The organism is Ensifer meliloti (genome assembly GCF_030064585.1).
In the GTDB taxonomy this organism is placed as follows: Bacteria; Pseudomonadota; Alphaproteobacteria; order Rhizobiales; family Rhizobiaceae; genus Sinorhizobium; species Sinorhizobium meliloti.
Genome location: NZ_CP120364.1, coordinates 842886 through 869072, shown reverse-complemented (window position 1 = coordinate 869072; position 26187 = coordinate 842886). Strand labels below are relative to the sequence as shown.

Annotated in this window: 21 protein-coding genes; 7 read left to right on the top strand and 14 right to left on the bottom strand. The window is 63.4% G+C overall.

Annotated elements, in window-relative coordinates:
• The first annotated feature begins 35 nt into the window (after positions 1-35).
• Positions 36-2579, top strand: a complete 2544-nt coding sequence (locus PZL22_RS03935; RefSeq protein WP_003527951.1) for an NAD-dependent epimerase/dehydratase family protein — start codon at positions 36-38, stop codon at positions 2577-2579.
• A 31-nt stretch (positions 2580-2610) separates the two neighbouring features.
• On the opposite strand, the gene PZL22_RS03930 is transcribed toward PZL22_RS03935, so the two are convergent.
• The gene (locus PZL22_RS03930; RefSeq protein ID WP_003527953.1) at positions 2611-3390 is read right to left on the bottom strand and encodes a ZIP family metal transporter; all 780 of its coding nucleotides are present in this window, start codon (positions 3388-3390) and stop codon (positions 2611-2613) included.
• A 226-nt stretch (positions 3391-3616) separates the two neighbouring features.
• The gene (locus tag PZL22_RS03925; RefSeq protein WP_003527954.1) at positions 3617-4684 is read right to left on the bottom strand and encodes an alpha/beta fold hydrolase; all 1068 of its coding nucleotides are present in this window, start codon (positions 4682-4684) and stop codon (positions 3617-3619) included.
• Between the two features lie 94 nt (positions 4685-4778).
• Between PZL22_RS03925 and PZL22_RS03920 the strand changes: the two genes are divergently transcribed.
• Positions 4779-5708, top strand: a complete 930-nt coding sequence (locus PZL22_RS03920; protein WP_003527956.1) for a LysR family transcriptional regulator — start codon at positions 4779-4781, stop codon at positions 5706-5708.
• On the opposite strand, the gene PZL22_RS03915 is transcribed toward PZL22_RS03920, so the two are convergent.
• The 4 genes from PZL22_RS03915 to PZL22_RS03900 form a co-directional block, all read right to left on the bottom strand.
• Entirely contained in the window at positions 5695-6762 is a 1068-nt protein-coding gene (locus PZL22_RS03915; RefSeq protein WP_127613869.1) for an ATP-dependent DNA ligase, read from the bottom strand. The genes PZL22_RS03920 and PZL22_RS03915 overlap by 14 nt on opposite strands.
• A 25-nt stretch (positions 6763-6787) precedes the next feature.
• The gene (gene katE, locus PZL22_RS03910; RefSeq protein ID WP_003527960.1) at positions 6788-8905 is read right to left on the bottom strand and encodes a catalase; all 2118 of its coding nucleotides are present in this window, start codon (positions 8903-8905) and stop codon (positions 6788-6790) included.
• Positions 8906-9027: 122 nt separating this feature from the next.
• A complete protein-coding gene (locus tag PZL22_RS03905; RefSeq protein ID WP_003527963.1) occupies positions 9028-9981 on the bottom strand; it encodes a pyridoxamine 5'-phosphate oxidase family protein in 954 nt (317 codons plus the stop codon).
• 267 nt (positions 9982-10248) lie between these two features.
• Positions 10249-10860, bottom strand: coding sequence for a glutathione S-transferase family protein (locus PZL22_RS03900; protein WP_003527965.1), 612 nt, complete (start codon positions 10858-10860; stop codon positions 10249-10251).
• A gap of 115 nt (positions 10861-10975) precedes the next feature.
• Between PZL22_RS03900 and PZL22_RS03895 the strand changes: the two genes are divergently transcribed.
• A complete protein-coding gene (locus PZL22_RS03895; protein WP_003527967.1) occupies positions 10976-11881 on the top strand; it encodes a LysR family transcriptional regulator in 906 nt (301 codons plus the stop codon).
• Between the two features lie 6 nt (positions 11882-11887).
• Here PZL22_RS03895 and PZL22_RS03890 read toward each other — a convergent pair whose 3' ends face one another.
• The 6 genes from PZL22_RS03890 to PZL22_RS03865 form a co-directional block, all read right to left on the bottom strand.
• Entirely contained in the window at positions 11888-12664 is a 777-nt protein-coding gene (locus tag PZL22_RS03890; RefSeq protein ID WP_284718160.1) for a pyrroline-5-carboxylate reductase, read from the bottom strand.
• 58 nt (positions 12665-12722) lie between these two features.
• Entirely contained in the window at positions 12723-13796 is a 1074-nt protein-coding gene (locus PZL22_RS03885) for an ABC transporter ATP-binding protein (protein ID WP_284718159.1), read from the bottom strand.
• The gene (locus PZL22_RS03880) at positions 13793-16057 is read right to left on the bottom strand and encodes a glycoside hydrolase family 2 protein (RefSeq protein ID WP_284718158.1); all 2265 of its coding nucleotides are present in this window, start codon (positions 16055-16057) and stop codon (positions 13793-13795) included. The genes PZL22_RS03885 and PZL22_RS03880 overlap by 4 nt, the downstream gene beginning before the upstream one ends.
• Positions 16058-16065: 8 nt before the next feature.
• Entirely contained in the window at positions 16066-16884 is an 819-nt protein-coding gene (locus PZL22_RS03875) for a carbohydrate ABC transporter permease (protein WP_010974928.1), read from the bottom strand.
• Complete coding sequence (locus tag PZL22_RS03870; RefSeq protein WP_284718157.1) at positions 16881-17777, bottom strand: carbohydrate ABC transporter permease; 897 nt, start codon at positions 17775-17777, stop codon at positions 16881-16883. Before PZL22_RS03870 ends, PZL22_RS03875 begins: the two co-directional genes overlap by 4 nt.
• Before the next feature lie 93 nt (positions 17778-17870).
• Positions 17871-19145, bottom strand: a complete 1275-nt coding sequence (locus PZL22_RS03865; protein ID WP_003527981.1) for an ABC transporter substrate-binding protein — start codon at positions 19143-19145, stop codon at positions 17871-17873.
• Between the two features lie 207 nt (positions 19146-19352).
• Here PZL22_RS03865 and PZL22_RS03860 point away from each other — a divergent pair, with 207 nt between their 5' ends.
• Positions 19353-19601 (top strand): type II toxin-antitoxin system VapB family antitoxin, encoded by a 249-nt coding sequence (locus PZL22_RS03860; RefSeq protein WP_003527982.1) that lies wholly within the window; start codon positions 19353-19355, stop codon positions 19599-19601.
• Positions 19598-20011: a type II toxin-antitoxin system VapC family toxin gene (locus PZL22_RS03855; RefSeq protein WP_003527983.1), complete on the top strand. Its 414-nt coding sequence runs from the start codon at positions 19598-19600 to the stop codon at positions 20009-20011. The genes PZL22_RS03860 and PZL22_RS03855 overlap by 4 nt, the downstream gene beginning before the upstream one ends.
• Here the strand turns inward: PZL22_RS03855 and PZL22_RS03850 are convergent.
• Positions 19994-21073, bottom strand: a complete 1080-nt coding sequence (locus tag PZL22_RS03850) for a LacI family DNA-binding transcriptional regulator (protein WP_003527984.1) — start codon at positions 21071-21073, stop codon at positions 19994-19996. The two genes, PZL22_RS03855 and PZL22_RS03850, sit on opposite strands and share 18 nt — an antisense overlap.
• A 70-nt stretch (positions 21074-21143) precedes the next feature.
• Positions 21144-22085, bottom strand: a complete 942-nt coding sequence (locus PZL22_RS03845; RefSeq protein ID WP_003527986.1) for an AraC family transcriptional regulator — start codon at positions 22083-22085, stop codon at positions 21144-21146.
• Positions 22086-22280: 195 nt separating this feature from the next.
• Between PZL22_RS03845 and melA the strand changes: the two genes are divergently transcribed.
• Both melA and PZL22_RS03835 read left to right on the top strand, forming a co-directional pair.
• The gene (melA, locus tag PZL22_RS03840; protein WP_003527988.1) at positions 22281-23753 is read left to right on the top strand and encodes an alpha-glucosidase/alpha-galactosidase; all 1473 of its coding nucleotides are present in this window, start codon (positions 22281-22283) and stop codon (positions 23751-23753) included.
• 288 nt (positions 23754-24041) lie between these two features.
• Entirely contained in the window at positions 24042-26123 is a 2082-nt protein-coding gene (locus PZL22_RS03835; protein ID WP_013850255.1) for an ABC transporter substrate-binding protein, read from the top strand.
• Positions 26124-26187 lie beyond the last annotated feature (64 nt).

Sequence of the window (26187 nt, the reverse complement as noted above, 5' to 3'; positions counted from 1 at the left end):
TGGAACCTTCCTGCCGGAGCGCGGTTTGCTTCGGCATGCCGAAAGATGCAAATCAGCCGACCGTTCTCATTACCGGCTCGAGCGGTTTCCTGGGCCAGGCGATCGCGCATCGCGTGAGCGACAGGTATCGCGTCATCGGGCTCGACCTGTCCTCTCCGAAGGGCGAGTCCGAGACCGAAGAGACGATCAAACTCGACATCACCTCCGACGAAAGCGTGAGAGAGGCGATCGGGACGGCGGGTAAGCGTAGCGGCGGGCGCCTTGCTTCCGTCATTCATCTTGCCGCCTATTACGACACCACCGGCAAGGACAACCCCAAATACGATGCCGTCAATGTCGAGGGCACGCGCCGGCTTCTGGAGGCGCTGCGGGGCCTTCCCACCGAACAGTTCATCTATGCAAGCACGCTGCTGGTGCAGGCACCCAGTCCGGCCAAGGGTGCGCGGATCAACGAGGATGATCCGCTGGAACCCGCCTGGGCCTACCCCAAGTCGAAGGCCGAGACCGAGGCGGTAATCGCCAAACATCGCGGCGCGATCAGGACCGTGACTCTTCGCCTCGCCGGCGTCTATGACGAGGACTGCCGAGCCGCTTTCATCGCCCAGCAGATCGCCCGCATCTTCGAGCGGCTCCCGACCGCCTATCTGTTCAGCGGCGATCTGGACGCGGGCCAGCCCTATCTGCACAAGGACGATCTGGTCGAGGCTTTCGCGCGCACCGTCGACCACCGCAACGAATTGCCCGATGATTGCGTGTTCCTGATCGGCGAGGAGGAAACGCTCTCCTATGGCGACTTGCAGAAGCGTATCGGCCGGCTGATACACCGCGAGGACTGGCGCACGCTCACCCTGCCCAAGAGCCTTGCCAAGCCGGGGGCATGGATGCAGACCGAGGTGCTCGACGAGGAGTCGGAGATCAAGCCGTGGATGATCGAGAATTCGGACGATCATTACGAGATCGACATCTCCCGTGCCCGCAAAGAGCTCGGCTGGGAGCCGAGACACAGCCTAGCTGCGACGTTGCCGGAAATGATCCGGCGGCTCAAGCAAGACCCGACCGCCTGGTACGCGAAGAACAAGCTGGAGCCCTCCGTGGTCGCCGCCTCGGATCCGGAAATCGAGCAGGCGGAGAAACGCCTGGCGGAGCCGCTGGAGCGCGGCGACGCTGAAGTCGAAGCTGCCGTGGAAAAACACCGGCTGCGCACGCTCTGGGCGCCGCTCGCAAATGTCGCTCTCGGCCTGTGGCTCGTCTCCTCGCCGGCGACGCTCGGCCTTTTCGATCCCGTCAGCGTGCCGCTGCCGCCGGCGCTCGGCCACGAGATCGCGGAGCCCGCAATACGCAATGCCCGTCTCGGGATAAGCGAGATCCTGTCCGGATTGCTCGTTGCGGCATTCGCGCTTTTCGGCATGTACCGGCGCTGGTCCCATGCGCAATGGATCACGGCCGCGCTCGGCGTCTGGATCATGCTCGCCCCGCTTGTCTTCTGGACGACGAGTGCTGCGGCCTACGCCATCGATACGCTTGCCGGCATGCTGATCGTGGCCTTTGCGGTGATGATTCCGCCGACGCCCGGAACAAGGCTGCGGGCGCTCGCGGCCGACGACGACCGGCCGCTCGGCTGGAGCTATTCGCCGTCCTCCTTCACCCAGCGCATGCCGATCGTCGCGCTCGCCTTCGTCGGCCTCTTCGTCTCGCGCTATCTCGCCGCCTATCAGATGGGCCATGTCGACGGGCTCTGGGACCCGTTCTTCGGCCCGGGCGAGGCCCCCGTCCGCAACGGCAGCGAGGCGGTCGTGACGTCCTGGGTTTCCAAGGGCTTTCCGATCGCCGATGCCGGCCTGGGCGCCTTCGCCTATGCGCTTGACATTCTGGCCGGCGCGATCGGAGACAGCCGCCGCTGGCGCACCATGCCCTGGATGGTGCTCCTCTTCGGCCTGCTGATCGTGCCCCTCGGCGCCGTCAGCGTCTCCTTCATCATCATCCAGCCGCCGCTTATCGGCGCACTCTGCACGCTCTGCATCATCCAGGCGGCCGTCACCGTCGTGCTCATCCCCTATTCGATCGACGAGGTGCTCGCGACCATCCAGTATCTCTGGCGCGTAAGAAAGGCGGGCGAGCCCTTCTGGCGGACGTTCTGGATGGGCGGCCCGGCGATTTCGGAGGACCAGACGCCGGCGCCCGACCTCAACCGTCCGGCCTCCGAGTTGTTGAAGGAATTCATCGTCGGCGGCGTCAACTTTCCCTGGACGTTGGTCGCGAGCACATTGCTGGGCGTGGTCCTGATGACGACGCCCTTGGTTTTCGGCAGCGTCCCGCCGCTCTATCACAGCGACCACATTCTCGGCTGCGTCGTGATCCTGGTTGCCGTCACCGCCATGGCGGAGGTCGTCCGTCCGGTGCGTTTCCTGAATGTGCTGCTCGGCGCCTGGGTGGCGGCTTCGCCCTTCCTGCTTGCCGGCGGCAGCACGGTCGCCACCTTCGCCAATCTCGCGATCGGCCTGGCATTGATCGCGCTCAGCCTTCCGCGCGGCACGCGCAGCGAAGAACATTATGGGGGCTGGGACCGGGCGATCGTCTGAACGGACGGGCACTCCTCAAGACGCGATTGCGTCAGCTCATCTGCGCAAGCACCATGACGAGCAGGAAGCCGGCGGCATTGGCGATCGCGGAGGATTGCTGGAACTGGTGCGACTCCGCTTCCGGCACGAGGTCGGTAACCGTCAGGTAGAACATCCCGCCCGCTCCCGTCGCGAAAAGAAAACCGGTGACCGGCTGGGCCAGGCCTTTCAGGAGGAACCACCCTGCCACGGCGGAAACGAAAAGGGAGAGTCCGATGAGGGAGGTCCATCCGAGTGTCCGGCGCTTCGCGTTCTTCCGCTCCTCGTCGAGCGTCAATTCGCCGATGCTCATTCCTTCGCTGAAATTGTCGATGCAGATCGCGAGACCCACGATCAGCGCCACCTTAGGCTCGAAGGTCGCGCCGACACCGATCGTCATGCCTTCGATCAGCTCTTCCGCACTCGTGCCGCCGGCGAGCACCGCGACATTGCTCCCGCGCGGCCTGCGCCGCCGATGCAGGCGATCGACCTCGGCCTTCTGATCCGCTTCCGGTCCGGCCATTTTCCAGCGGTTGACGTAGAGGTCGAGAATATAGACGAGTCCCAGGCCGAGCAGAAATCCGGCAACGGCAAGCGGAAGACCTGCAAGTTCCATGGAGGTGGGCATCATCTCGAAAGCGAAGGTGCCCGTGAGGACGCCGGCCGCGAAGCCGACGGCGATCGAGAGCACGAGGCTGGACGGCCTGAGCGAGATCGCCACCAGGCCGCCTAGGGGCGATGCTACGGCCGCCGCCGCGGCAATTCCCAGGATGATCAGGAGATCATTATTCATCGCTGCCCAGGGTGGTCATCAGCGGGGGGAGGTGCGCGAGTACCCCCTTGTGATCGCATGCCGAAGGCGGCGCCGAGAACGAGGGGACACACCCGCAGTCCCGAAAGGCGGATGTGGTTTGCGCATCGACCGCGCTCCTTGCCAGAGCTCCAACCTGCCCCCTGGCCAAAAGTTCCGGGCGGCCGTGCGCAAGTGCGTAGCTGTCTCAATCAAACAGTGAAACGCTCTATCGTGCCGCCAGATCCAGGAACTGAGTGACCGCCGACAGGAAGGCCGAACGGCCCGCTTCGCTGCGGTCGAGATGCACGAAGTGGGTAGCGTGTGGAAGCTCGACGAGGCTTGCTTGCGGCGCCTCCCGCGCAATCGCCGCTGCATCCTCCGGACGGCTCCAGAAATCGTATTGCGAGCGGATGACGAGCACCGGCATCGTCAATGCCTCCGCACTCCACTGCTTGCGGCCGAACGCCAGTTCAAAACTGTCGGCCATCGCGCCGCTAGGGGAGCGGAAACTCGGCGGCGTTCTCTCCGCGGAGGTGGGATCGGAGGACAGCGCCATGTCGGCATAGGCGCGGGCGACAGCGGGGTCGCGCCACTCGGATTTATCGGGAACGGGGATGCTCTTGTCCCAGGCCGCAAACAGACTTTCCGCTGTGTTGAGCCGATAGGCGCCAAGCGCAGCCATGTTTAAACTGCCCGGACGATCGGGAGCCTCGAGCGGCGAGCCTCGCCCGAGCGTCGGATGCCGGTCGGAGGCACCGTAAAGGCTGTTGTAGAGGATGAGTCGTTCCACGCGAGCCGAATGGCGGGCGGCAAAGGCGGCGGCCCATTGTCCTCCCGTCGCCCAGCCGAGAATGCTGACCTTGCCGTCGCCGCTCCATTCCGCAACCGCCTCGACGGCGGCGGCGACGTCGGAGACCGCTTCATCGGTTCGCATAAGAGGCGTGCCTCCACCGGGCAGTGCATCCATTTCGTGCGGCCGGCTTGAGGCACCATAGCCGCGGAGATCGACGAGGTAGACCGAATGGCCCTCCGCAGCCAGCTCGGCCGCGATCGAGCCGCCCGGCACCGCGAGATCGAACGAGGCGACCGATGGCACGCGCGCGCCATGGATCAGCAGAACGGCCGACACCGCTTGCTGCCGTTCGGCAGGTCGCACTTCGCGCACGAAAAGCCTTTCGCCTCCGGCAAGCGTCACAAAGCGGTCGGTGCGCACCAGTCGATCGTCACCTGCAAAAACCGGCGCGGCGAACACAGTTGAGATGAGGGCGAGGAAAATCGCGTTGGGTCTTGTCATGTCAATACTCCCGACAATCTGAACGCCGCCAAATATTGCCCGCCCCCGCATTCAAATCGATGATGAATATGGGAAACTTTGATATCATCTGCATATGGAACTTCGTCACCTACGTCATTTCGTCGCCGTGGCCGAAACCCTGCATATGGGGCGCGCCGCGCAGCGGCTCGGCATGGCGCAGCCGCCGTTGAGCCAGTCCATCGCCCGGCTGGAAAGGGAGCTCGGCGTTAAACTTTTCGAGCGCGCACACCGCCGGCTTGCACTGACCCGGGCGGGCGCGTCGCTGCTTCCCGAGGCGCGACGGACGCTTCAAGATGCGGAGGCGGCACGGGCGGTTGCCCGCGGCGCGGGTACCGGGACCGCCGGCGACGTCCGGATCGGTTTCGTCTCCGCTGCGTTGTACGAGCTGCTGCCGTCGCTGGTGGTCTCGCTGCGGCAGGAGTTTCCGATGATCCGGCCCGTGCTCACTGAAATGGCGACGAATGAGCAGGTGGCCGCGCTTGCGGAGGGAACGATCGATTTCGGCATATGCCATCCGCCGCTCGGCAGCTCGGAACGACTGGATATCATCCCAGTCGCCGACGAGACGCTCATTGCCGCCATACCGGAGGACGGGCGTACTGGTCCGGTCACCATCGCCGAGCTTGCCCGAATGGGATTGGTGCTCTTCCCCGCCGCCCAGGGCCCTTCCTTGCACGCCTGCATTCTCAACGCCTTCGCGGAAGCCGGGCACGACGTTTCGATTCAGCAGCCGGCGACGCGTGCGCTGACCATGCTTTCTCTCGTTGCCGCAGGGGTCGGTGCCGCTCTTCTACCACGCTCTACAGGGCGCATATCGTTCAAGGGCGTTCGCTTCGCTCCCATCCAAGGTCTGCAGCTGCCCGCCTTGCCTGTTGCCGCGATAGCGCGGCGCCGCCCGCGTCCCTTGATCGTCGACACGGTGCTCGGCGTGTTCAACCACAGCTTGGAAGCAGGTACCGGCGAAGAGGACCGGATTGGCGCAAACAAGCTCACGACGGCTTGATCTGCTGATAGGTACATTGGCGCGGGTCCTTGTCCGGCCGCCAGCGCATGAGTTTCGTACCGTGACGGAAGCGCCGGTTGCTAACATGGTCGAACCGGACTTCGACGACCAGTTCCGGGCGAACCGGCTCCCATTCGCCGCTGCGCTCGCTGCTCCAGCGGCTGGGCCCGCCCGGCGCTTTGCCGGTGAAGCCCGGCGGCTCCCGCAATGCTTCGAGCTGGTTGGTCAAGGCGGGCCGCTCCTTGTCCGAGATCGTCGCGGTAAAGCCCACATGGTTCAGCAGACCCTCGGTGTCGTAAAGGCCGAGCAGAAGCGAGCCCACCAACGAGCTGTCGCTCTCGTAACGGAAGCCGCCGACGACGCAATCGGCCGTCTTCAGCCGTTTGACCTTCACCATTGCCCTTTCGCCGCATTCGTATGCGCCGTCGCGCCGCTTTGCGACGACCCCGTCGGTTGCACCCGCCTCCCATGAGGTGAGCCACCGCTCGGCCTCCTCGATGTCGAGCGTGAAGGGCGAAGACTCCAGCATCCCAGTAACGGCATTCTTCTTGGCGAAGGCTTCGAGGCAGGCGCGGCGGGTCTGGAGGGGTTCACCGGTCAGGATCGTTCCGTCCGTGCCGGCCAGCATGTCGAACAGGATGAGCTTGGCCGGCGTCTCCTGCGAGAGCTTCTGCACGCGACTTGCCGCCGGATGCAGGCGCATCTGCAGGGCGTCGAAGGAGAGGCGCCCGTCGACCTCGATCACCAGTTCGCCGTCGAGGACGAACATGTCCGGCTCCAGCCGGCGCAAGAGGGCGACGATCTCCGGGAAGAAGCGCCCGAGCGGCTTGCCGGATTTCGCCCTTATATCGACTTCGTCGCCGGACTTGAACGCAAGGCAGCGAAAGCCGTCCCACTTCGGCTCATACTGCCATGCGTCGCCGCCCGGAAGCTCGGTCGCGGATCGGGCCTCCATCGGCGCCGTGCTGACGGGCAGGGGAAAGCCGCCCGCCTTCTTTGCCGCGCTTGACGGAGCGGCCTTCTTCGTCGGCTTTCCATGTGCGGACGACGCCATCGTCGACTCCGTCTAAGCCATCGGCCTATTTCAGCTTGACCGAGGGCTCTCTTCCCCAGACGCGCAGTTTACCGATCTCCGTGAGAAAGGCGGCCGCACTCGCAGCGTCGGTGAGTTCGATCGTTCCCTCATCGAGCAGTTCCGCAATGCCGGCCCTTTCGAGAAGGGGAACGGCGGCGCCGGCATAGCCGATATATTTGCAATGGGCGAAGGCGTCGGCCACGAAATCGCGCGCTGTGGCGACGTCGATCAGATCCGCGGCGGCCTCTGCGGAAGGAAGCAGGACCACCGCGTCGTAAAGTACCGACGGGCCGCCGTCGAGCATCTGGTGGGCGGCGATGCGTTTTCCGTCGGAGGCGGTGAAGCCGCCGACTTTCGGCGCGATTAGCTCGAAGGCCGCCTTCTCCTTCTCGACCGCGGCTATCAAGGCGTCGAGAAGCGCGGCGTCCGCTCCGTCCGTCGCCAAAATCCCGAGCTTGCGGCCCTCGAAACGCTTCGGCCCACGCTGGATGATGCTGAGGGCCGGCGACGGGTCGAGGTCCTGGCGGGTGGCAACGGCCGCATCCGCCGGTTTCGGCATCGTCTCCAGGCCGAGGGCGTGGCCGACCTTTTTCCCCAAGGTTTCATCGATGTTGAGAAGATGCGCGACCATCCGCTCGCGGATCACCGGCGTCTCCACCTTGCTCAATTCGAAGGTCAGGGCGTCGGCGATGTGGCGCTGCTCGGGCGGCGTCTGGCTGATGAAGAACTGCCGGGCCTGGCTGTAATGGTCGGCAAAGCTCTCGGCGCGGATGCGCAGCTTCGGGCCCTGCTCCTCGGAAGGAAAATGGCGGAAGCCTTTCATGGGCGACTCGCGCGGGCCCTCGCCCCAGGAATTGGGCTGGTAGTTCACGCGCCCGACGGGGTTGCGCATGGCCATGTGGCCGTCCTGCTGAAAGTGCTGGAAGGGGCATTTCGGCGCGTTGATCGGCAGATGGGTGAAGTTCGGGCTGCCGAGCCGCTTCAGCTGCGTGTCCAGATAGGAGAAGTTGCGCCCCTGCAGCAATGGATCGTCGCTGAAGTCGATGCCCGGCGGCACGTTCTGCGTCATGAAGGCGACCTGCTCGGTTTCGGCGAAGAAATTCTCCGGCATGCGATCAAGGACCAGCCGGCCCACAGGTTTCGTCGGCAGCACTTCCTCCGGAATGATCTTGGTCGGATCGAGGATGTCGAAATCGAACTTGTCGGCGAAGTCCTGATCGAAAAGCTGCACATGCAGGTCCCATTCCGGGAAGTTGCCGGACTGGATGGCTTGCCACATGTCGCGCCGGTGGAAGTCAGGATCGGCGCCGTTGATCTTCACGGCCTCGTTCCACACGACCGACTGCAGCCCGAGCTTCGGCTTCCAATGGAATTTGACGAAAGTGGACTCGTCCTTGGCATTGACGAAACGAAACGTATGGACGCCGAAGCCTTCCATGAACCGGAAGGAGCGCGGGATCGCCCGGTCCGACATGACCCACATGATCATGTGCATGCTTTCCGGCGTCAGGCTGATGAAGTCCCAGAAATTGTCGTGGGCGGACTGCGCCTGGGGAAACTCCCGGTCCGGTTCGGGCTTTACCGAGTGTATGACGTCGGGAAACTTGATTGCGTCCTGGATGAAGAAGACCGGGATGTTGTTGCCGACGAGGTCCCAATTGCCCTCCTTGGTGTAGATCTTGACCGCGAAACCGCGAACGTCGCGGGCGAGGTCGAAGGAGCCCTTGCTTCCGGCGACCGTCGAGAAACGCACGAAGGCGGGGGTTCGCTCGCCCGGGCGCTGGAACAGATCCGCCCGGGTGTAGGCTGCAAGCGATTCGTAGGTCTCGAAGAAGCCATGCACCCCGTAGCCGCGGGCGTGCACGACACGCTCGGGAATGCGCTCGTGATCGAAGTGGAAGATCTTCTCGCGGAAGTGGAAATCCTCGATCAGCGTCGGGCCGCGTTCGCCGGCGCGCAGGCTGTTCTGGTCGTCGGCGACGGGGCCGCCCTGGGCGGTCGTCAGGACGGGCGTGTCGCCTTCGGCGATCTGGTGAAGTTCTCCACCGTTGCCGCGTGTCGCTTTCTGGTCATGAATGGTGGCCGGTTTCGTATTGTTCGGCGCAGAGGGTTTCTTGGCCATGGCAGCACTCCTTGGTCGGGGGCGGATGGGCACGAAACCTTGGCGAGGGAGGTTGGTTCCTTACGACGCGAAATTTACACGGCTCAACCTGACCGCCGCCGGGGCGAAGGGCGATCACCAGATCACGATGATTTCAGGTCGTAGCGGATTGGTAGCGCGTCGGCGCGCCAGACGATGCGGCGCGGACGGAATCGCCAATAGCGCTCGGCGCCCTCGGGAGGCACGCCGTCCGGAGCTTCGGTCAGGAGCTCGGCCTCGCCGGTCATCTGCAGGAGGCCGCCCGTGGAGAAGTCCGGGAAAGTGAGCCCGGCGCGCGGATTGACCGCGATGTTGCCGAGCGTGTTGAAGAAGCGGTTGCCGACGAAATCCGGGATCGTCAGCCAGCCGTCTTCGCCGACATGTACGAATCCCGCACGACCGCCGCGATGGGAGACGTCGAGCTGCCGGCCTCCGGCGAGATCGGCATAGGTTGCGACGAAGAACGTGTCCGCCTGCGTCACCAGAGCACGCGCGGCGGCGTCGAGCCCGAAGCTCGAAACGGGCGGCACGGCAGGCGGTTCGGACGGGTCGCGCAGGAAATGGACCTGCCGGAGCTGGATGTATTTCGGACAGTTGCCGAAGCTCTGGTCGACGCCGAGATCGAAGCCGCCGGCATGCCGCTTAAGCGTGCCGTTCAGCCGGTTGCGCCGGCGGGTGCCGAGATCGATTCCGAGGAGCGCGAGGGGAGCGCCGTCCTCCATGCCCGCCTCGGCGGGGTCCGTCGGCTCCCGCGGGAGCTCGACGGTCAGTCTTTTTTCGTCCGGCGCGTGGAGGAAGCCGGGTTCGCCCGCCCTGAGCGTCGCCCAGGCGTCACCGTCGCGGTCAACCGAGCCCAGCACGACCATCGGCAGAAGCGGATAGAATTCCCGGTGCTGGTCGATCAGGTGGTCGCGCATGACGCGGCGCCCGACCTCGTCCATGCGCGTTTCCACACCCAACCGCTTCTGCAGGGCGATTTCGCCCTCGTGCCAAGGCGAATGTGCGAGGATGGGAGCCTCCATGACGATTGTTCCCTTGGTTGCGTGAATGTTGGGCATCTGTGAGCTCGTTCGCATACCCGCAAGCGGACGTCGGCGGTAACACCCGCCCCCTGCCCAAGCTCCCTCATTCCTGTGCCTGTCACAGGAATCCAGCCAGGCCAAGTCTTTGGCCTGAAGGACTCCTCGCACCGCAGACGCGGCGCTGCTGGATCCCTGTGACAAGCACAGGGATGAGGGTAGAGGGCGGTTGCAGTCCTTCGATACTCTTCAAGCACGTGCCGTGCGAGATGGCATCCCGCAAGCGGACGTCGTCATAACGCGTCGCTAAGCCGCCAGCCCCACCGGCGTCTTTTCGAACTCGACGAATCCCGGCAATGCCTCGGTGCGGGCGAGCCAGGCGCGGATCTCCGGATAGGGCTGGAGATCGACGTCGCCTTCGGGGGCGCGCGCTACGTAGCTGTAGAGCGCGACATCGGCGATCGTTGGCCGGTCTGCGGCAATCCAGCCTCTGCCTTCCAGCTCCTGCTCGATCAGCGCCAGGATCGCATGCGAACGGGGGATCACCTCTTCCGGTCGGTAGGGTGCCTTGAACACGTTGATGAGCCGCGCCTGGGCCGGACCATGGGCGATCTGGCCGGCAGCCACCGAAAGCCAGCGCTGAACGGCAGCCGCCCCGGCGGCGTCTTCCGGCAGCCAGTCCGTGCGGCCGGTCTTCTTTGCCAGATAGACGAGAATGGCGTTGGAATCCGAGATGATCGTGCCGGCGTCGTCGAGCACCGGAACCTGACCGAAGGAATTGAGCTTCAGGAAATCCGCTTGCTTGTGCTCTCTCCTGGCGAAATCGACGACCACCAGCTCATGCTCGATACCGAGCAGCGAGAGGAACAGGCGGGCGCGGTGCGCGTGGCCGGAGAGGGGATGGTGATAGAGCTTCATGTCGGCCTCGTTGAATCGATGGAACGACCTCAAGATGATTGTTATCCGCGGAGTTGATAAGCTCTGATGAAAACACTAGACCATTTCACGTGGCGCAATAATCGAGGGGAAGTCGATGGATCGCTGGCAGGCGATGCGGATCTTCGTGCAGGTGGTCGAAAGCGGCGGGTTCGCGCCGGCCGCCAAGGTGCTGCATATGAGTCCGCCATCGGTCACCCGGGCCGTGGCGAAGCTGGAGGACCTGATCGGGACACGGCTTCTGGTCCGCACCACGCGCTCGCTGAAACTGACTGCGGCGGGCGAAGGTTATGTGGCCGATTGCCGGCGTATCCTCGGGGAAATCGCCGAGGCGGAAGCCAATGCGGCTGGCAGTTTCACCGCTCCGGCGGGGTTGCTCACGGTAACGGCGCCCGCGCTCTTCGGGCGCATCTACGTGCTCCCCGTCATCCTCGAATTCCTCGACCACTATCCGGCTATGCAGGTAAAGACCATCTTCGTCGACCGCGTGACCAACCTGGTCGACGAAGGGCTGGATGTGGCGATCCGCATTGCCTCGCTCCCGGCCTCCGGGCTCGTTGCGCGCCGGATCGGCTCGGTCCGGCAGGTGCTTTGCGGCTCGCCGGATTATTTCGCCCGCTTCGGCGAGCCCGGCAGCCCGCAGGAGCTTGCCCGTCATCGGATCATCGGGCGCGAGGGCCTCTTCGGCCACTCGGAATGGCTCTTCGGACGCGACAACAATATCCGCGTTCCGATCAGCCCTCGTCTCATCTGCAACACCAATGACGCGGTCCTTGCCGCGGCTGTGGCGGGCTGGGGATTGTCCCGGTTTCAGTCCTACCAGGTGGCACCCGATGTGAGGGCCGGCAGGCTCAAGGTCGTCCTTGCCGACTACGAGCGCGAGCCGGTGCCGATCCACATCGTGCATGCGGAAGGCCGCATGGTCTCGGCAAGGGTGCGCGCCTTCGTGGACTTCGCCGCCGGGCGTTTTCGGCGCCATGCGGGTCTTGGCACCGAGCTTTGAAGACCTTTACCGGTCGTCGCCGCGCACTCGCAGCAGCACGCTTTCGAGCGCATCCGTCAGCGCCCGGTGGCCGCCACCGCGGTCGAAATCCGTCAGAACCTGCTCGTTCAATCCGCCCTTGGTCGAAAATTCGCGGGCGAGTTCTTCGAGCGGCGTCCCCTCGTCCCTGACCGCCCTCTGCGCGAGGCTGGCAAAGAGCGGCGCGATATAGGCGCGTGCCTTGTCGCGGTGGAGACCCTTCTCGGCGAACCAGGCGGTCGTCCGGTCGAGAATGCCGAGATAGGTCGCCATCAGAGCGCTTCCGACGGCAAGCAGATCGTGTTCCTCCCTGGTTTCGCATTCGACCGCTGTTCCGAGTGCCGCGAAGATCGCGGCAACGGCGCGGTTCGGCGGATAGATCGCCGTCACGCCCTCGCGCTCGGCGACGAAGGGCAGGGGGATTGCCTGGGTGAGCTCCACCTCCTCGCCGATCCAGCCGAGAAGCGTGGAACGATCGGTGGCGGCGATGACGCTGACGATCTTCTGGCCTTTGCGGAACTTGAGCTTGGGGATCACGTCCTCGGCGATTTGAGGACGCACGGCGAGGAACAGCACGTCGGCCGCGTCCACCGCTTCCTGATTGTCCTTGACGATCCGAACGAGCGGGAAGCGGCCGGCAAGCCGGGCAGCAATCTCCCGGTTGCGCGGGGAGACGAGAATCCCGGCGACGTCGAGCCCGGAGCCGACGATGCCCGTCACCATCGCTTCGGTGATGGCGCCGGTGCCGATGAAGCCAATACGCATCGCTGTTCACTCCCTTGATTCGTGAATGGCGACATTAGATCAATTCCGGAAAACTGCGTCACGAACGCAGCCGTTTTCCCTCACCGTCGAACACCAGAACCGAAACCGGATCGAAGCGGGCTGTCAGGCGGTCGCCGGTCTTGAGTCCGCGGCCGTTCTTCGTTTCGACGACGATCAGCTCGCCATTGCCGTGGCGGGCATAGGCGAACGTCTCGCCGCCGAGATGTTCCAGCATGTCGATGGTGAGGTCCAGCGCTGCAGGACCGGCTTCATTGAAATGCTCTGGCCGGATGCCGATCGTCACCGCAGTTCCCGCCGCCGCCTGCAGGCGGACGGGGATCTTCGCGTCTCCATAGTCCGGTAGGCGCGCATAGGCCTGGTCCTTGTCGATTTCGATCACGCCTTTCAGGAAATTCATCTTCGGCGATCCGATGAAGCCGGCGACGAAAAGGTTGGCCGGGTCGTCATAGAGGTCGAGGGGCGAGCCCACCTGTTCGACCACGCCGGCGCGCATGACGACGATCTTGTCGGCGAGCGTCATCGCCTCGACCTGATCATGCGTCACGTAGACGATGGTGGTGGCGAGCTGCTTGTGCAGCCGCGCGATCTCGATGCGCATATGCACGCGCAGCTCCGCATCGAGGTTGGAAAGCGGCTCGTCGAAGAGAAAGATCTTCGGATGGCGGACGATCGCCCGGCCGATCGCCACGCGCTGGCGCTGGCCGCCCGAAAGCTGCTTCGGCTTGCGGTCGAGCAGCGCCCTGAGTTCCAGGATATGGGCGGCCTCGTTCACCCGCTTCTCGATCTCGGCCCTGGGAACGCCGGCGAAGCGGAGCGCGAAGCCCATATTCTCGCGGACCGTCATATGCGGATAAAGCGCATAGGACTGGAACACCATGGCGATCCCGCGCTTGGACGGGTCGACATCGTTCATCCGGACATCGTCGATCGTCAGGTCGCCGGAGGTGATCTCCTCGAGCCCGGCGATCATCCGGAGCAGGGTGGACTTGCCGCAGCCGGACGGTCCGACGAAGACGACAAACTCGCCGGACTTTATGTCGAGATCGACGCCCTTGATGACCTCGAGACCGCCATAGGATTTACGGACATCGCTGAGTTGGAGTTCGCTCATGCGCTCGCCGCTCCGTCCGCCAGGGCGACGAGGTCGAGCTTCGCCGCGCCGAGCCGCGACGAAGCGACCGAGACGACGATGGCGCCGGCGGCGCCCGTGGACTCCAGCCAGAAACCGGCGGAACCGCCCTGGAGGACGATGCGGGCCGGTCCGACGAGGCGCGCCGGACCATGAATCTCGATGTCGACCGCATCGTTCAGGAAAGGCAGGACGTTGCCGGCCTGGTCGAGCGCGCGCAGGATGACGCGAACGCTGTCGCGGCCTTCGGCACGGAGCGTCTTGCTGTCCGCCTCGACCTGAAGCGTCGTAGGTACGGGGTCGGCGGCCATGCGGAGATCGGCGACCGGCTTGCCGGCGATGAAGCCGGTAAATTCCGCGCTCTCCCACTTCATGCCCCAGACTCCGAGCTCGTCCTTGGTGAAGTGGCGGTGGTCGATGACGACCGGTGGATGCGGCAGGTGCGGGAAATTCTCGCGATCCGGGCCGACGCGCTTGGTAAGCGAGCCGTATTTCAATTCGATCTCGTCGCAATTCGTCAGCACGATCAAGGGTAGCACGCCGCCGATGTTGCGCTCACCGCGCGCCCAGAAGGTCACCGGCTTCATCACGATTTCCTCGGAGGGATCGCACTGGCTGGCATAGACATAGGCCGCGAATTTCGGCTCGCGGAACATGTCCATGACGCCATGATAGCAGATCCGGTCGCCGGAGCCGAAATCCTTGTGGGTGTTGTAGTCGAACATGCACCAGCCGATCGCACCGGAGATGCCGGGATCGCCATAGGCCGCATTCAGCACCTCCAGATGCCGGCGAACATGCTCGGCCTGGCGCTGCTCCTGGTCATAGATCTTCGTCGGATACATGTGGCCGCCGAATTCGGTGATGAGATAGGGCACCTTGCGGGGAAGCCCGGTGCATTCCTGCTGCGGGCGAAGCGCCGTGCGCGGCCGGTTCGCGCCCGGCAGTTCCTCGTTGCCGAGGATGAAGTCGTTCATCGTGTAGACGTCTTCCAAAAATTCGCTGTCGGTGATGTAGCGCACGCCGCCCGTCTGCCGTGTCGGGTCGAGCTCGCGGGCGAGGCGATTGGTCTCGGCATAGAAGTCGTGCGAATCCTGCGACTCGTTGATGCGCACACCCCAGATGACGATCGACGGGTGGTTCCAGTCGCGCTCGATCATGCGGCGGACGTTCCGGATCGCCTCCTGTTTCCATTCCTCCCCACCGATATGCTGCCAGCCGGGAATTTCCTCGAAGAGGAGGAGCCCGATGCGGTCGCAATGGTCGAGGAACCATTTCGACTGCGGGTAGTGTGAGGTGCGCACGAGATTGCAGTGAAGCCTGTGCTTCATGATCTCCGCGTCGCGCTCCTGAGCGGTGCGCCCCATGGCGTAGCCGACATAGGGAAAAGACTGGTGACGGTTCAGCCCGCGGATCTTCAGCGGGCGGCCATTGAGCCGGAAGCCTTCGGTCGTGAACTCCGCCGTGCGGAAGCCGAAATGCGCGGCGAAGCGGTCGGAGCCGTGACCGGTCCTGAGCTCGACTTCGATCACGTAGAGCACCGGATCATCGATATCCCAAAGGGAAAGGCCCCTGAGGCCGTCCATTTCAAAGGCGAGGCTCTGGCCGGTCGTCTCGCCGGCGACCTCGGCCAGCACTTCGCCGGCCGCATTCTTGAGGAGCGCCGAGATCGTGCCGGAGAAGGATAGCCCTTGCGGATTGGAAAGGTCACACCGGAGGGAGACGGCCTTGGTGTCGGAGAGCACGTCGCGGGTTTCGATCTTGATATTGGCGATCGAAACCGGATCGGTGACCTTCAGCCAGACGTCGCGATAGATACCGGCATAGGTCAGATAGTCGATCCGGCCGCCGAAAGGCGGGATCTCCGGATTTTCGCTGCCGTCGATCTTCACCGTGATGAGATTGTCGCCTTCCAGGAGCCTGTCCGTCAGGCGCGCCTCGAAAGGCGTGTAGCCGTCCCTATGCGCGGCGATCTCTTCGCCGTTGAGATACACGACCGCATCGGCCATTGCCGCGTCGAAGACGAGCGAGACCTCGCGCCCGGAGAAGTCCGGGTGCCAGGCAAGAACCCTCTGGTAGGTGAAGGCGCGCTGGTAGCATCTCTCGTCGAAATAGTTGAACGGCAGTTCGACGGCATTGTGCGGCAGGCTGATCGGCTGACCCGCCCGGAGCGTTCCGGCGTCGGCGGCGTCGAAGCCTTCGGAGAAGACCCATGAATCATTGAAGGAAGTAACAGAGCGCATCATCGTTCCTATTTGACTGAGCCCAGCATGCCCTGGACGAACTGGCGTTGCATGAAGAAGAAAACGGCAAGCGTCGGCAGTGTCGCGAGAATCGTCCCGACCATGACCACGCCGTAATCGGGGTAGTAGGCGGAGGCGAGCGACGAGATGACCAGCGTGATCGTCTTGGTCTCATTGGTCTGGAGCACGATCAGCGGCCAGAGATAGTTGTTCCATGCGGTCATGAAGACGATGACGAAGGCGGCCGCATAGGTCGAACGCATGACCGGCACGTAGATGAATAGGAATATCTGCCATTCCTTGAGCCCGTCGACCTTGGCCGCGTCGCGCAGCTCGGACGGGAAGGCCTTGGTGCTCTGCCGGAAATAGAAGATCACGAAGGCGGAGCCGATCGAGGGCAGGACGACGGCGAGATGCGTGTTGATGAGACCTGCCTTCCCCATCATGACGAAGAGCGGGATCATCAGCGCGGCGAAGGGGATCATCAGGGTCAGCAACATCGCCCGGTAGACGCGCTCGCGTCTTCGCGAGCGGAACATCTCGAAACCGTAACCGGCGAGCGAGGAGACGGCGAGCGTGAGCACGGTCGCAACGATCGCGATCTTGGCCGAGTTCCAGAAGACGAGCGGCACGTTCACCAGCGTGAAGAAGTTGGCGACATTGGTTGCAAAGGCTGCGCCCGGCAGGAGCTTGCCCTTGATGATGTCGATCGACGAATTGGTTGCGCCGAGCACCATCCAGATGAACGGAAAGACGGAGAGGAAGGCCATCAGGCCGAGGAAGCCATAGGTGGCTGCCATCGCCGCGAAACGTCCAAATCCGTTCATCGGTCACGCTCCCTTGCTGCGAAGAACTGCACGAAGGCGAGGAGCGCGACGAGGACGACGATGACATAGGAGACCGTCGCCGCATAACCCAGGTTCGGCATGAAGCGGAAGGTCAGGTTGTAGATGTAAAGCGACAGGGTGAGCGTGGCATTGGACGGGCCGCCCTTGCCCTCGGTCAGGTTATAGACCTCGTCGAAAAGCTGCAGCGTGCCGATCGTCGAAATGACTGTCGTGAAGAGGATGACCGGCTTCAGCAGAGGGATGGTGAGGTGGGTGAAGCGCGCCCAGGCCGGAACGCCGTCGATGCGCGCCACCTCGTAGATCGACTTGTCGATGTTCTGAAGTGCCGCAAGATAGAAGATCATATTGTAGCCGGTCCAGCGCCAGGTGATGGCAAGAATGACGAGGACTTTCGCCCAGATGGGATGCGTCAGCCACGGAATGGGCGAGGCGGCGAGACCGATCGCCTGGAGCGTCGAATTGACGATCCCGTCGGTTGCGAACATGCCCTTGAAGAGCACCGAATAGGCGACCAGCGAACTGACGCAGGGCAGGAAGATCGCCGTGCGGAAAACCCCTCGGCCGACGAGCCGGGGATTGTTGAGGAGCGACGCCAGGATCAGCGCGAGCAGGATCATGATCGGCACCTGCACGACGAAATAGGTCATCGTGTTGGTGAGCGCCTTGATGAAGACCGGATCGTTCCAGAGCCGCACGATGTTTGCGAAGCCCGCGAACTTCAGCGTCATGCCGCGGCCGGACTGGAACGACATCCAGAGCGACCACGCGATGGGATAGACCATGAAAAGGGTGATCAGCCCCAGCGCCGGGGCGACGAACAGCCAGCCATTGACGTCGTAATATCGGCCGATACCGCGGCGCGCTCGAACCATGTTCCCCTCCTGGAAGGCCGGACAGCCGGAAATTGGCCGCGGCAAGAGCCGCGGCCGGAAACGGCGGGCGCATGCCCGCCGCCATCCACCGCATCACTGGATCTGTGCGCTGACCTCGGCCTCGATCGCCTGCAGCACCTCGTCGACCGGTGTTCCCTGCGTCACGGCCGGGAGTTGCGCAGTGACGGCGAGATCCGCCTCGTTGGTGAAGATGCCGTAATTGACCGAGGGGACTTTCGCCAGCCAGTCGGAGAAGTTCTGCCAGACCTTCTCGCCGCCGAAGAAGGGGTCGGCCGCCTCATAGGCTGCGCCGCCGCGGGCGGCGAGCAGCGAGCCGACTGCACCCCGGTCCTGCAGGATCTTCTGATAGAAATCGATGTCCTTGGCGTAGATCTCGTTCAGGAAGTCGATGGCTTCCGCCTTTTCTTCGGAGCTTTCGAGCACGTACCAGCTCGAGCCGCCGAGATTGGAGGCATGGGTTGCGCCTTCGATCGAGAGCGCCGGGATGGGTGCTACTCCCCAGTTGCCGGACTGGTCCGGCTGCGCCTTGACGGTGCCGGTGATCCAGACGCCCGTGACGACGGTCGCGACGTCGCCGGAGGTGAAGGTGCCCACCCAGTCGGACCAGCCGTTGGCGGGCTTGTAGATATTCGCCTGCATGATCTTGCCGATGGTTTCGAGCGCCGCCTTCAACGCCGCATTGCCGGCGATGTTCGGCTTGCCTTCCTTGTCGAAATACCATTGCCCGGCCGATTGCATGATGATGCGCACGAGACCGGCGTCATTCGGGTCGAGGCCCATCATCTTCTTGCCGGTCTTCTCTTCGACCTGCTTTCCGATCTCGATGAAGCGGTCCCAGGTGAGATCCTGCATGTCTTCCGGCTTGAAGCCGGCGGCTTCCAGATAATCCTTGCGGTAATAAAGACCCGTGACGCCGGAATCGAAAGGCATTCCGTAGACCTGCCCGTCGAGGGTCATGAGCTCGACCTTGTAGGGGGCGAAACCCGAATAATCGACGGTGCCGGACAGAGGCGCGAAGGCGCCCGGGAAGGATTGAAGATATTTCTGAGCGCCGTAATCCTCGATGAGCACGATGTCGGGGAGCGCGTCGGCGGTGCCTGACGAAAGCCCGGTCTGCAGCTTCTGCTCGACGTCGAGCTTGGCGAAATCGACGATGTTGAAGGTGACGTCCGGATGCGTTTTCGTATAGCGGGCGCCCGCCTCCTTCATGATCGCGACGTTGAAATTCGGGTCCCAGCACCAGATGGTGATTTCCTTGGCCTGCGCCGCGGTCACCCCCAGGAAGCTTGCGCCCGCGAGAGCCAGCCCGGCGATACGCGGCAGATAGGCACGCGTCTGAATGTCCATTGTTCCCTCCCGAAATCGTGTTCCCCGAGACAGTCCTCTCTGTCCCGGCGGGAGTATTTCTCAAAACTCGGGTAGACGCAATTATTTTCAGTAAATTTTTACCTCGCTTTTATGAGCGGCGACGGCGCTTTCGGCCGTCTAGCCTGCACAAGCCATCTTGCTAGCATCGCATGCGTCTCCTATATTGGGGGAAAGGAGTATTGAGGCATGGGTGCCCCACAGCTTTCGGTCCGAAGTGCAAAAGCGCGTGATCTGGCGCGCCGACTTGCACGGCGAGAGAACCGCTCCATCGCTGACATCGTCGAGCGTGCTCTTGAGTTATATGAAACCAGAGAAGCTGGCCGAGAGCCTGCGAGTGCTTTCTATGCGCGCTTGTTCGAGAGTTGCGGCACGGACATCGACCTCGAGGGTGTGATCAGAGAGAGCCGCAAGGCTCATCCGGGTCCTGACCTTTGATTTTCGTAGACACCAACGTCATTTCGGAAACGCTGCGCAAGACACCTTCCGAAGCCGTCATCGCTTGGCTCGTGCGCTATGATGCAGAGCTTGCACTCCCGACGGTTACGATCGCCGAAATCGCCTATGGCATCCAGAAAATTGTGCCGGATCAGCGCGCCGGCCGTCTGCAGCATGGCCTCGATGGTTGGCGGCAGCGCTTCGCCGACCGGATATACGGTCTGACGGAAGAAGCGGCGATGGAATACGGTGAAATCATGGGTACGGCATCGAGGCACGGCCACGTCATGTCGGCGCCGGATGGGATGATTGCCGCTATAGCCAGAGTGAACGGCGGGCGATTGGCCACGCGCAACCTGGCGGATTTCGCCACGGCAGGGCTCGAATTGATTTCACCCTGGGATTTTTAGAACCGGCTCGGCCGATACGATATCATCTGCCTTGTTCGCGGTCTCGGCCGGCGCCGGCGTGCTGCCGCGCCAGACGATTTCCGTCCCGAAAACCACCTTCTTGGCGACCTCGCGGCCCGAAAGCCGCTCGAGCAGCAGGTCGACGGCGGTTTCGCCGATCAGTTCCGCCGGGATCTTCACCGTGGAAAGCGGCGGCCCGAGAAACTGCGCGACCGGGATGTCGTTGAAGCTGGCGACCGCGATATCTTCGGGAATCCTGAGCCCCGTCTCGTGGATGGCCCTGTAGGCGCCGAGCGCCATATTGTCGTTGCAGGTGATGAGGATCTTCGGCGGATTGGGCTTCGACAGCATCGCCTTGGCAAGCTTGTAGCCGCTGTCCGGCGTCATCGGCTCGACCATGCACAATTCCGGATCATAAAGCCCGGCCCTGGTCATCCAGTCGATATAGGTGCGGCAACGGCGCTCCGAATGGATGTTGTCGGGCCCGTAGAAAGCGTCGATCCAGCCGATGAAGCCGATGCGCCGGTAGCCCATGGCATGCACCGCCTCCAGGAGCCGGGTCATCGCCAGCGAGACGTCGCTGAGCACGGTGTCTTCCATGTCTCCGGCGGGTGCGTAATCGGCAAAGACGAGGTGGCGGCTGTGGCGGCGCAGCCATTCGAGCTCATCGCCGTAATAGTGGCCGACGGCCACCACGCCCGAGGCGCCCTCCAGGATCGTCGCTTCCGGAGGGTTGCCGGTGAGAAAGACCTTGACGACTTCGCTCTTCAGCGCCTGGCAGCGGCTCTCGATGCCAAGCCGGACGCCGACATAATAGGGATCGGCGAGTTCCTGGGCGGGATCGAGGAAGTGCACGAGCGCGATCTTCAGCCCGACGCCGACCGCTTGTGCGGCGGCACGACTGCGATTGCGTGGCGTCGCATAGTTGAGCGCTTCCGCCGTTTCGATAATCGCCTGGCGTTTCCTGGTGGAGATAGACAGTGTCGGATCGTAGTTGAGGACGCGCGAGACGGTTGCCGACGATACGCCGACGGCCGACGCGATTTCCTTGATTGTGACCATTCGGTGCCATCCGTCCTTCTGCCGTGCCGCGCTGGAGTACTCCGTTTAGTAAATTTTTATCGCGGCTTTTTCAATCGCAAGCCGCAGCCAACGTGGTCACGGATTCGTTGGTCCTCGCATTGCGGCCCGTGGCAGGTACGCTCGCATACATGCCGGTGGTGCGGAACTCGGTCGGGCTCGCGCCGAAGACGCGGCGGAATACCTTGGCGAAATAGTTGGGGTCCTCGAAGCCGGACAGGATGGCGACTTCCTTGACCGGCAGATCCGCGGTCTTGGTCAGCAGCTTTACGGCCCTCTGCAGGCGCTTCTGCAGCACGAATTCCGCCGGCGGCATGCCTTCGCTGGCGGCAAAGGCCCGGGAGAAATGGGCGCGGCTCAGGCCCGAAATGCGCGCGAGCTCCTCGACCGGAAGTGGCTTGTCGAGATTGCCCAGGATGTGATCGATCACGTGCTGCATCTTCCGGTATTCTTCACTAAGGACCGGATGCGATCCGAAGACATCGTCATAGAGCGCCATCGCCGCCTCATAGGCGATCGCCGAGGCGCTGCCCGGTGTCTCGCCGCCGGCGATGAGGCGCAGGCTGCAGTCGGCAAGATGTTCCACGGTATCCGGCTGCAACCTTATGATGGGACCGGTGACGGCGAGAATGGCGCGGTGGATCCTCAGCGCTTCCTCGCCGTTCATGGAGATCCAGAAGAATTCCCAGCGCCCGCCTTCCTCCAGCCAATAGCGGTGATTGTGGGGGACGAGCAGGAGCAGCGTCTCGCCCGGACGCACGCGGTGGGTGCGGTTTTCATATCGCAGGTTGCCGGCGCCGCCGATCGTGTGCTGCAGGACGGTGAAGGGCGTCTGACCGCGCTTGCGGCCGTCCCAATCGTAGCTTGCATCGGTCCTGATCTCGTAGCCGGTACTTGTCGGCATCGTGTGCAGGCTCTGGCGTCCCCGCGGCAGTGAGACCGTCCGCATCGCCGGTCCCCGATCGATCAGTTGCTGCAGCACAGAATTACCCATGAAAGCACAATACCTCTCTAGTCGCGCACCCGATTATACACATAATGCCCCCAGATCGCGCAAGACATACGGTTATCGCGGCGTTTGACGAGGGGTTGGCGAGGAGGATGCCGCATTGCCGATCCCGGTCAGGCCAATGAACTGATTTTACCCTTTTAGCGCGTAGGTCGCAGTCTGAGGAGGAATAGCACGGCCATGGCCAGCTTCAAGATCGCCATCATCGGCGCCGGCAGCATCGGCTTCACCAAGAAGCTCTTCACCGACATTCTTTCCGTGCCGGAGCTCCGGGACGTCGAGTTCGCGTTGACGGATCTGAGCGAGCACAACCTCGCCATGATCAAGTCTATCCTCGACCGGATCGTCGAGGCGAACGAACTGCCCACGCGGGTGACGGCGACGACCGACCGCCGCAAGGCGCTGGAAGGTGCGCGCTACATCATCAGCTGCGTGCGCGTCGGCGGCCTCGAGGCCTATGCCGACGATATTCGCATTCCATTGAAGTACGGCGTCGACCAATGCGTCGGCGACACGATCTGCGCCGGCGGCATCCTCTACGGCCAGCGCAACATTCCGGTGATCCTGGATTTCTGCAAGGACATCCGCGAGGTGGCTGAGCCCGGCGCCAAGTTCCTCAACTATGCCAACCCGATGGCGATGAACACCTGGGCGGCGATCGAATACGGCAAGGTCGACACGGTCGGTCTCTGCCACGGCGTCCAGCACGGGGCCGAGCAGATCGCCGAGATTCTCGGCGCCAGGGACGGGGAGCTCGACTACATCTGCTCCGGCATCAACCACCAGACATGGTTCGTCGATGTCCGTCTCAACGGCCGCAAGGTCGGCAAGGACGAACTCGTCGCCGCCTTCGAGGCACATCCCGTCTTTTCCAAGCAGGAGAAGCTCCGGATCGACGTATTGAAGCGCTTCGGCGTCTATTCGACCGAAAGCAACGGACATCTGTCCGAATACCTGCCCTGGTACCGCAAGCGTCCGGACGAGATCTCCAGATGGATCGACATGTCGGACTGGATCCACGGGGAGACCGGCGGGTATCTCCGCTATTCGACCGAGACCCGCAACTGGTTCGAGACCGAATATCCGCGCTTCCTCGAAGAGGCGGGCCGGCCGCTGGAAACGATCAGGCGCTCGAACGAACATGCGAGCCGCATCCTCGAAGCGCTCGAGACGGGTCGGGTCTATCGCGGCCACTTCAACGTCAAGAACAACGGCGTGATCACCAACCTGCCGGCAGATGCGATCATCGAATCCCCTGGCTTCGTCGATCGGTTCGGCATCAACATGGTGGCAGGCATCACGTTGCCGGAGGCCTGTGCGGCCACCTGCATCTCGTCGGTCAACGTCCAACGCATGTCCGTTCATGCGGCGATCACCGGCGACATCGATCTCCTGAAGCTCGCCGTGCTGCACGACCCGCTGGTCGGCGCCATCTGCACGCCGGAGGAAGTCTGGCAGATGGTCGACGAAATGGTGGTCGCGCAGGCCAAATGGCTGCCGCAATATGCCCATGCAATCGACGCGGCCAAGGAAAGGCTCGCCCGCGCCACGGTCGCCACCCGGGAGTGGAAGGGCGCCGCGCGTCGCGAGGTGCGCTCGATCGAGGAGATCCGCGCGGAGAAGGAAGCGGCGAAGCTGCGCGCTGCGGGGTAGAAGAGTGGCTACCTCTGCCCGGAATTGCCCCTCACCCTAACCCTCTCCCCGCAGGCGGGGAGAGGGGACTTAGGCGGGCGCTGCGAGTCTCCTTCTCCCCGCTGGCGGGGAGAAGGAGACCGGCAGGCCGGATGAGGGGCAATCCCCGGTCGGGGCGGATAGCAGGGCAAATCGCCCGCAATCGAGATGACGCGCGAGGTCACCTGCGTGAGGAGATGCGGGTGCCACGAAGGAAGAGGAGCGCCGGCCGCCCCGGCTCGGCGAAGACAGGAGGGAGAACCTGGGACAATGAAAACGCATCGACTGAATATGACCGCGAGCCTGCTGATCGGCATATCTGCCTTTGCCGTGCAGGCCTTCGCATCCGAGCCGACCGTGGTGCCCGAGCAGCCGCCCTTTCCGGCACAGGGCAAAATCACCTATGTGTCGCGCGATTCCATTCTCGAGTTCAAGGCGCTGCCCGAATACAGGGAGCCCGAATGGGTCACGGAGAAATTCGTCAAGGCCGGCAAGCTGCCGCCGGTGGCCGAGCGGCTTCCGAAGGAGCCGATGGTTTTCAAGGCCGGCAACATGCCGGACGGCATGGGCGTCTATGGCGATGTCATGCGCCACGTCATCGGTGGCCGGCCGGAAGGCTGGAACTACAGCGCCGGCCAGACTCAAGGATGGGGCGGCATCGACATCGGCATGTTCGAGTGCCTGACGCGCACCGCGCCGCTCTTCCAGGTCGAGGCCGACGATATGGAGCCGCTGCCGAATCTGGCGAAAAGCTGGGACTGGTCGGAGGACGGCCGCAAGCTGACCATGCATCTGATCGAGGGCGCGAAATGGTCGGACGGCGATCCCTTCGACGCCGATGACGTCATGTTCTACTGGGAGGACAATGTCCTCGACTCGAGCGTTTCGCCGTTGAACGGCGCGACGCCCGAAACCTTCGGCGAGGGCACGACGCTCAAGAAGATCGACCAGTATACGGTCGAATGGACCTTCAAGGAGGCCTTCCCGCGCCAGCATCTTTTCGCAATGGCCTACGGTACCTTCTGCCCCGGCCCGTCGCATATCCTCAAGACCAAGCATCCGAAATATGCCGGCACGACCTATAACGAATACAAGAACGGCTTCCCCGCCGAATATATGAACCTTCCGGTGATGGGTGCATGGGTGCCGGTCGCCTATCGTCCTGACGACATCATCGTGCTGCGCCGCAATCCTTATTACTGGAAGGTCGACGAGGCCGGCAATCAGTTGCCCTACCTCAACGAGCTCCACTACAAGCTCTCGACCTGGGCCGACCGCGACGTGCAGGCGATCGCGGGTTCGGGCGATATCTCGAACCTCGAACAGCCGGAAAACTTCGTGGAGTCGCTGAAGCGCGCCGCCAATGAGAGCGCCCCGGCGCGGCTCGCCTTCGGCCCGCGCGTCATCGGCTACAACATGCACATGAACTTCTCCGGCAATGGCTGGGGAGACCCGGACGAACGCGCGAAGGCGGTGCGGGAGCTCAACCGCAATCTGGACTTCCGTAAGGCCGTCACCATGGCGGTCGACCGCAAGAAGCTTGGGGAGGCTCTGGTGAAGGGCCCCTTCACGGCGATCTATCCGGGCGGGCTTTCCTCCGGCACGAGCTTCTACGACCGGAACTCCACCATCTACTACCCCCACGATCTCGAAGGCGCCAAGGTGCTTCTCGAAAAGGTGGGGCTCAAAGACACGGACGGCAACGGCTTCGTCAATTTCCCGGCCGGCAAGCTTGGCGGCCGCGACGTCGAAATCGTGCTGCTCGTCAATTCCGACTACAGCACCGACCGTAATCTTGCCGAAGGCATGGTTGGGCAGATGGAGAAGCTCGGGCTCCGGGTCGTCCTCAATGCGCTCGACGGCAAGCAGCGCGACGCCGCCAATTATGCCGGCCGCTTCGACTGGATGATTCATCGCAACACGGCGGAATTTGCATCCGTGGTGCAGAATACGCCTCAGCTCGCCCCGACCGGCCCGCGCACCAGCTGGCATCACCGCGCTCCGGAAGGCGGTGAAGTCGATGTCATGCCCCACGAGCAGGAGCTCGTCGACATCGTCAACAAGTTCATCGCCAGCAACGACAATGACGAGCGAACGGAGCTGATGAAGCAGTACCAGAAGGTGGCCACCACCAATGTCGATACCGTCGGCCTGACGGAGTATCCGGGCGCGCTGATCATCAACAAGCGCTTCTCGAACATTCCTCCTGGCGCGCCGATCTTCATGTTCAACTGGGCGGAAGACACGATCATCCGCGAACGGGTCTTCGTTGCCGCCGACAAGCAGGGCGACTACGAACTCTATCCCGAGCAGCTTCCCGGCAAGCCCGGCGAAAGCGGCCCGATCAACTGAAGCTGAACCGCCTCCGCCGGCTCCGAGGAAAGGAGCCGGCGAGGGTGCAAGCCCTTCACGCCGC

Bases quoted from the DNA above. Each gene is read 5' to 3' on its own strand.
- PZL22_RS03875 (WP_010974928.1), bottom strand. From the start codon at position 16,884: ATGAACGGATTTGGACGTTTCGCGGCGATGGCAGCCACCTATGGCTTC.
- melA (WP_003527988.1), top strand. From the start codon at position 22,281: ATGGCCAGCTTCAAGATCGCCATCATCGGCGCCGGCAGCATCGGCTTC.
- PZL22_RS03930 (WP_003527953.1), bottom strand. From the start codon at position 3,390: ATGAATAATGATCTCCTGATCATCCTGGGAATTGCCGCGGCGGCGGCC.
- katE (WP_003527960.1), bottom strand. From the start codon at position 8,905: ATGGCCAAGAAACCCTCTGCGCCGAACAATACGAAACCGGCCACCATT.
- PZL22_RS03915 (WP_127613869.1), bottom strand. From the start codon at position 6,762: ATGGCGTCGTCCGCACATGGAAAGCCGACGAAGAAGGCCGCTCCGTCA.
- PZL22_RS03935 (WP_003527951.1), top strand. From the start codon at position 36: ATGCCGAAAGATGCAAATCAGCCGACCGTTCTCATTACCGGCTCGAGC.
- PZL22_RS03925 (WP_003527954.1), bottom strand. From the start codon at position 4,684: ATGACAAGACCCAACGCGATTTTCCTCGCCCTCATCTCAACTGTGTTC.
- PZL22_RS03865 (WP_003527981.1), bottom strand. From the start codon at position 19,145: ATGGACATTCAGACGCGTGCCTATCTGCCGCGTATCGCCGGGCTGGCT.
- PZL22_RS03920 (WP_003527956.1), top strand. From the start codon at position 4,779: ATGGAACTTCGTCACCTACGTCATTTCGTCGCCGTGGCCGAAACCCTG.
- PZL22_RS03860 (WP_003527982.1), top strand. From the start codon at position 19,353: ATGGGTGCCCCACAGCTTTCGGTCCGAAGTGCAAAAGCGCGTGATCTG.
- PZL22_RS03885 (WP_284718159.1), bottom strand. From the start codon at position 13,796: ATGAGCGAACTCCAACTCAGCGATGTCCGTAAATCCTATGGCGGTCTC.
- PZL22_RS03895 (WP_003527967.1), top strand. From the start codon at position 10,976: ATGGATCGCTGGCAGGCGATGCGGATCTTCGTGCAGGTGGTCGAAAGC.
- PZL22_RS03880 (WP_284718158.1), bottom strand. From the start codon at position 16,057: ATGCGCTCTGTTACTTCCTTCAATGATTCATGGGTCTTCTCCGAAGGC.
- PZL22_RS03905 (WP_003527963.1), bottom strand. From the start codon at position 9,981: ATGCCCAACATTCACGCAACCAAGGGAACAATCGTCATGGAGGCTCCC.
- PZL22_RS03845 (WP_003527986.1), bottom strand. From the start codon at position 22,085: ATGGGTAATTCTGTGCTGCAGCAACTGATCGATCGGGGACCGGCGATG.
- PZL22_RS03900 (WP_003527965.1), bottom strand. From the start codon at position 10,860: ATGAAGCTCTATCACCATCCCCTCTCCGGCCACGCGCACCGCGCCCGC.
- PZL22_RS03890 (WP_284718160.1), bottom strand. From the start codon at position 12,664: ATGCGTATTGGCTTCATCGGCACCGGCGCCATCACCGAAGCGATGGTG.
- PZL22_RS03870 (WP_284718157.1), bottom strand. From the start codon at position 17,777: ATGGTTCGAGCGCGCCGCGGTATCGGCCGATATTACGACGTCAATGGC.
- PZL22_RS03850 (WP_003527984.1), bottom strand. From the start codon at position 21,073: ATGGTCACAATCAAGGAAATCGCGTCGGCCGTCGGCGTATCGTCGGCA.
- PZL22_RS03835 (WP_013850255.1), top strand. From the start codon at position 24,042: ATGAAAACGCATCGACTGAATATGACCGCGAGCCTGCTGATCGGCATA.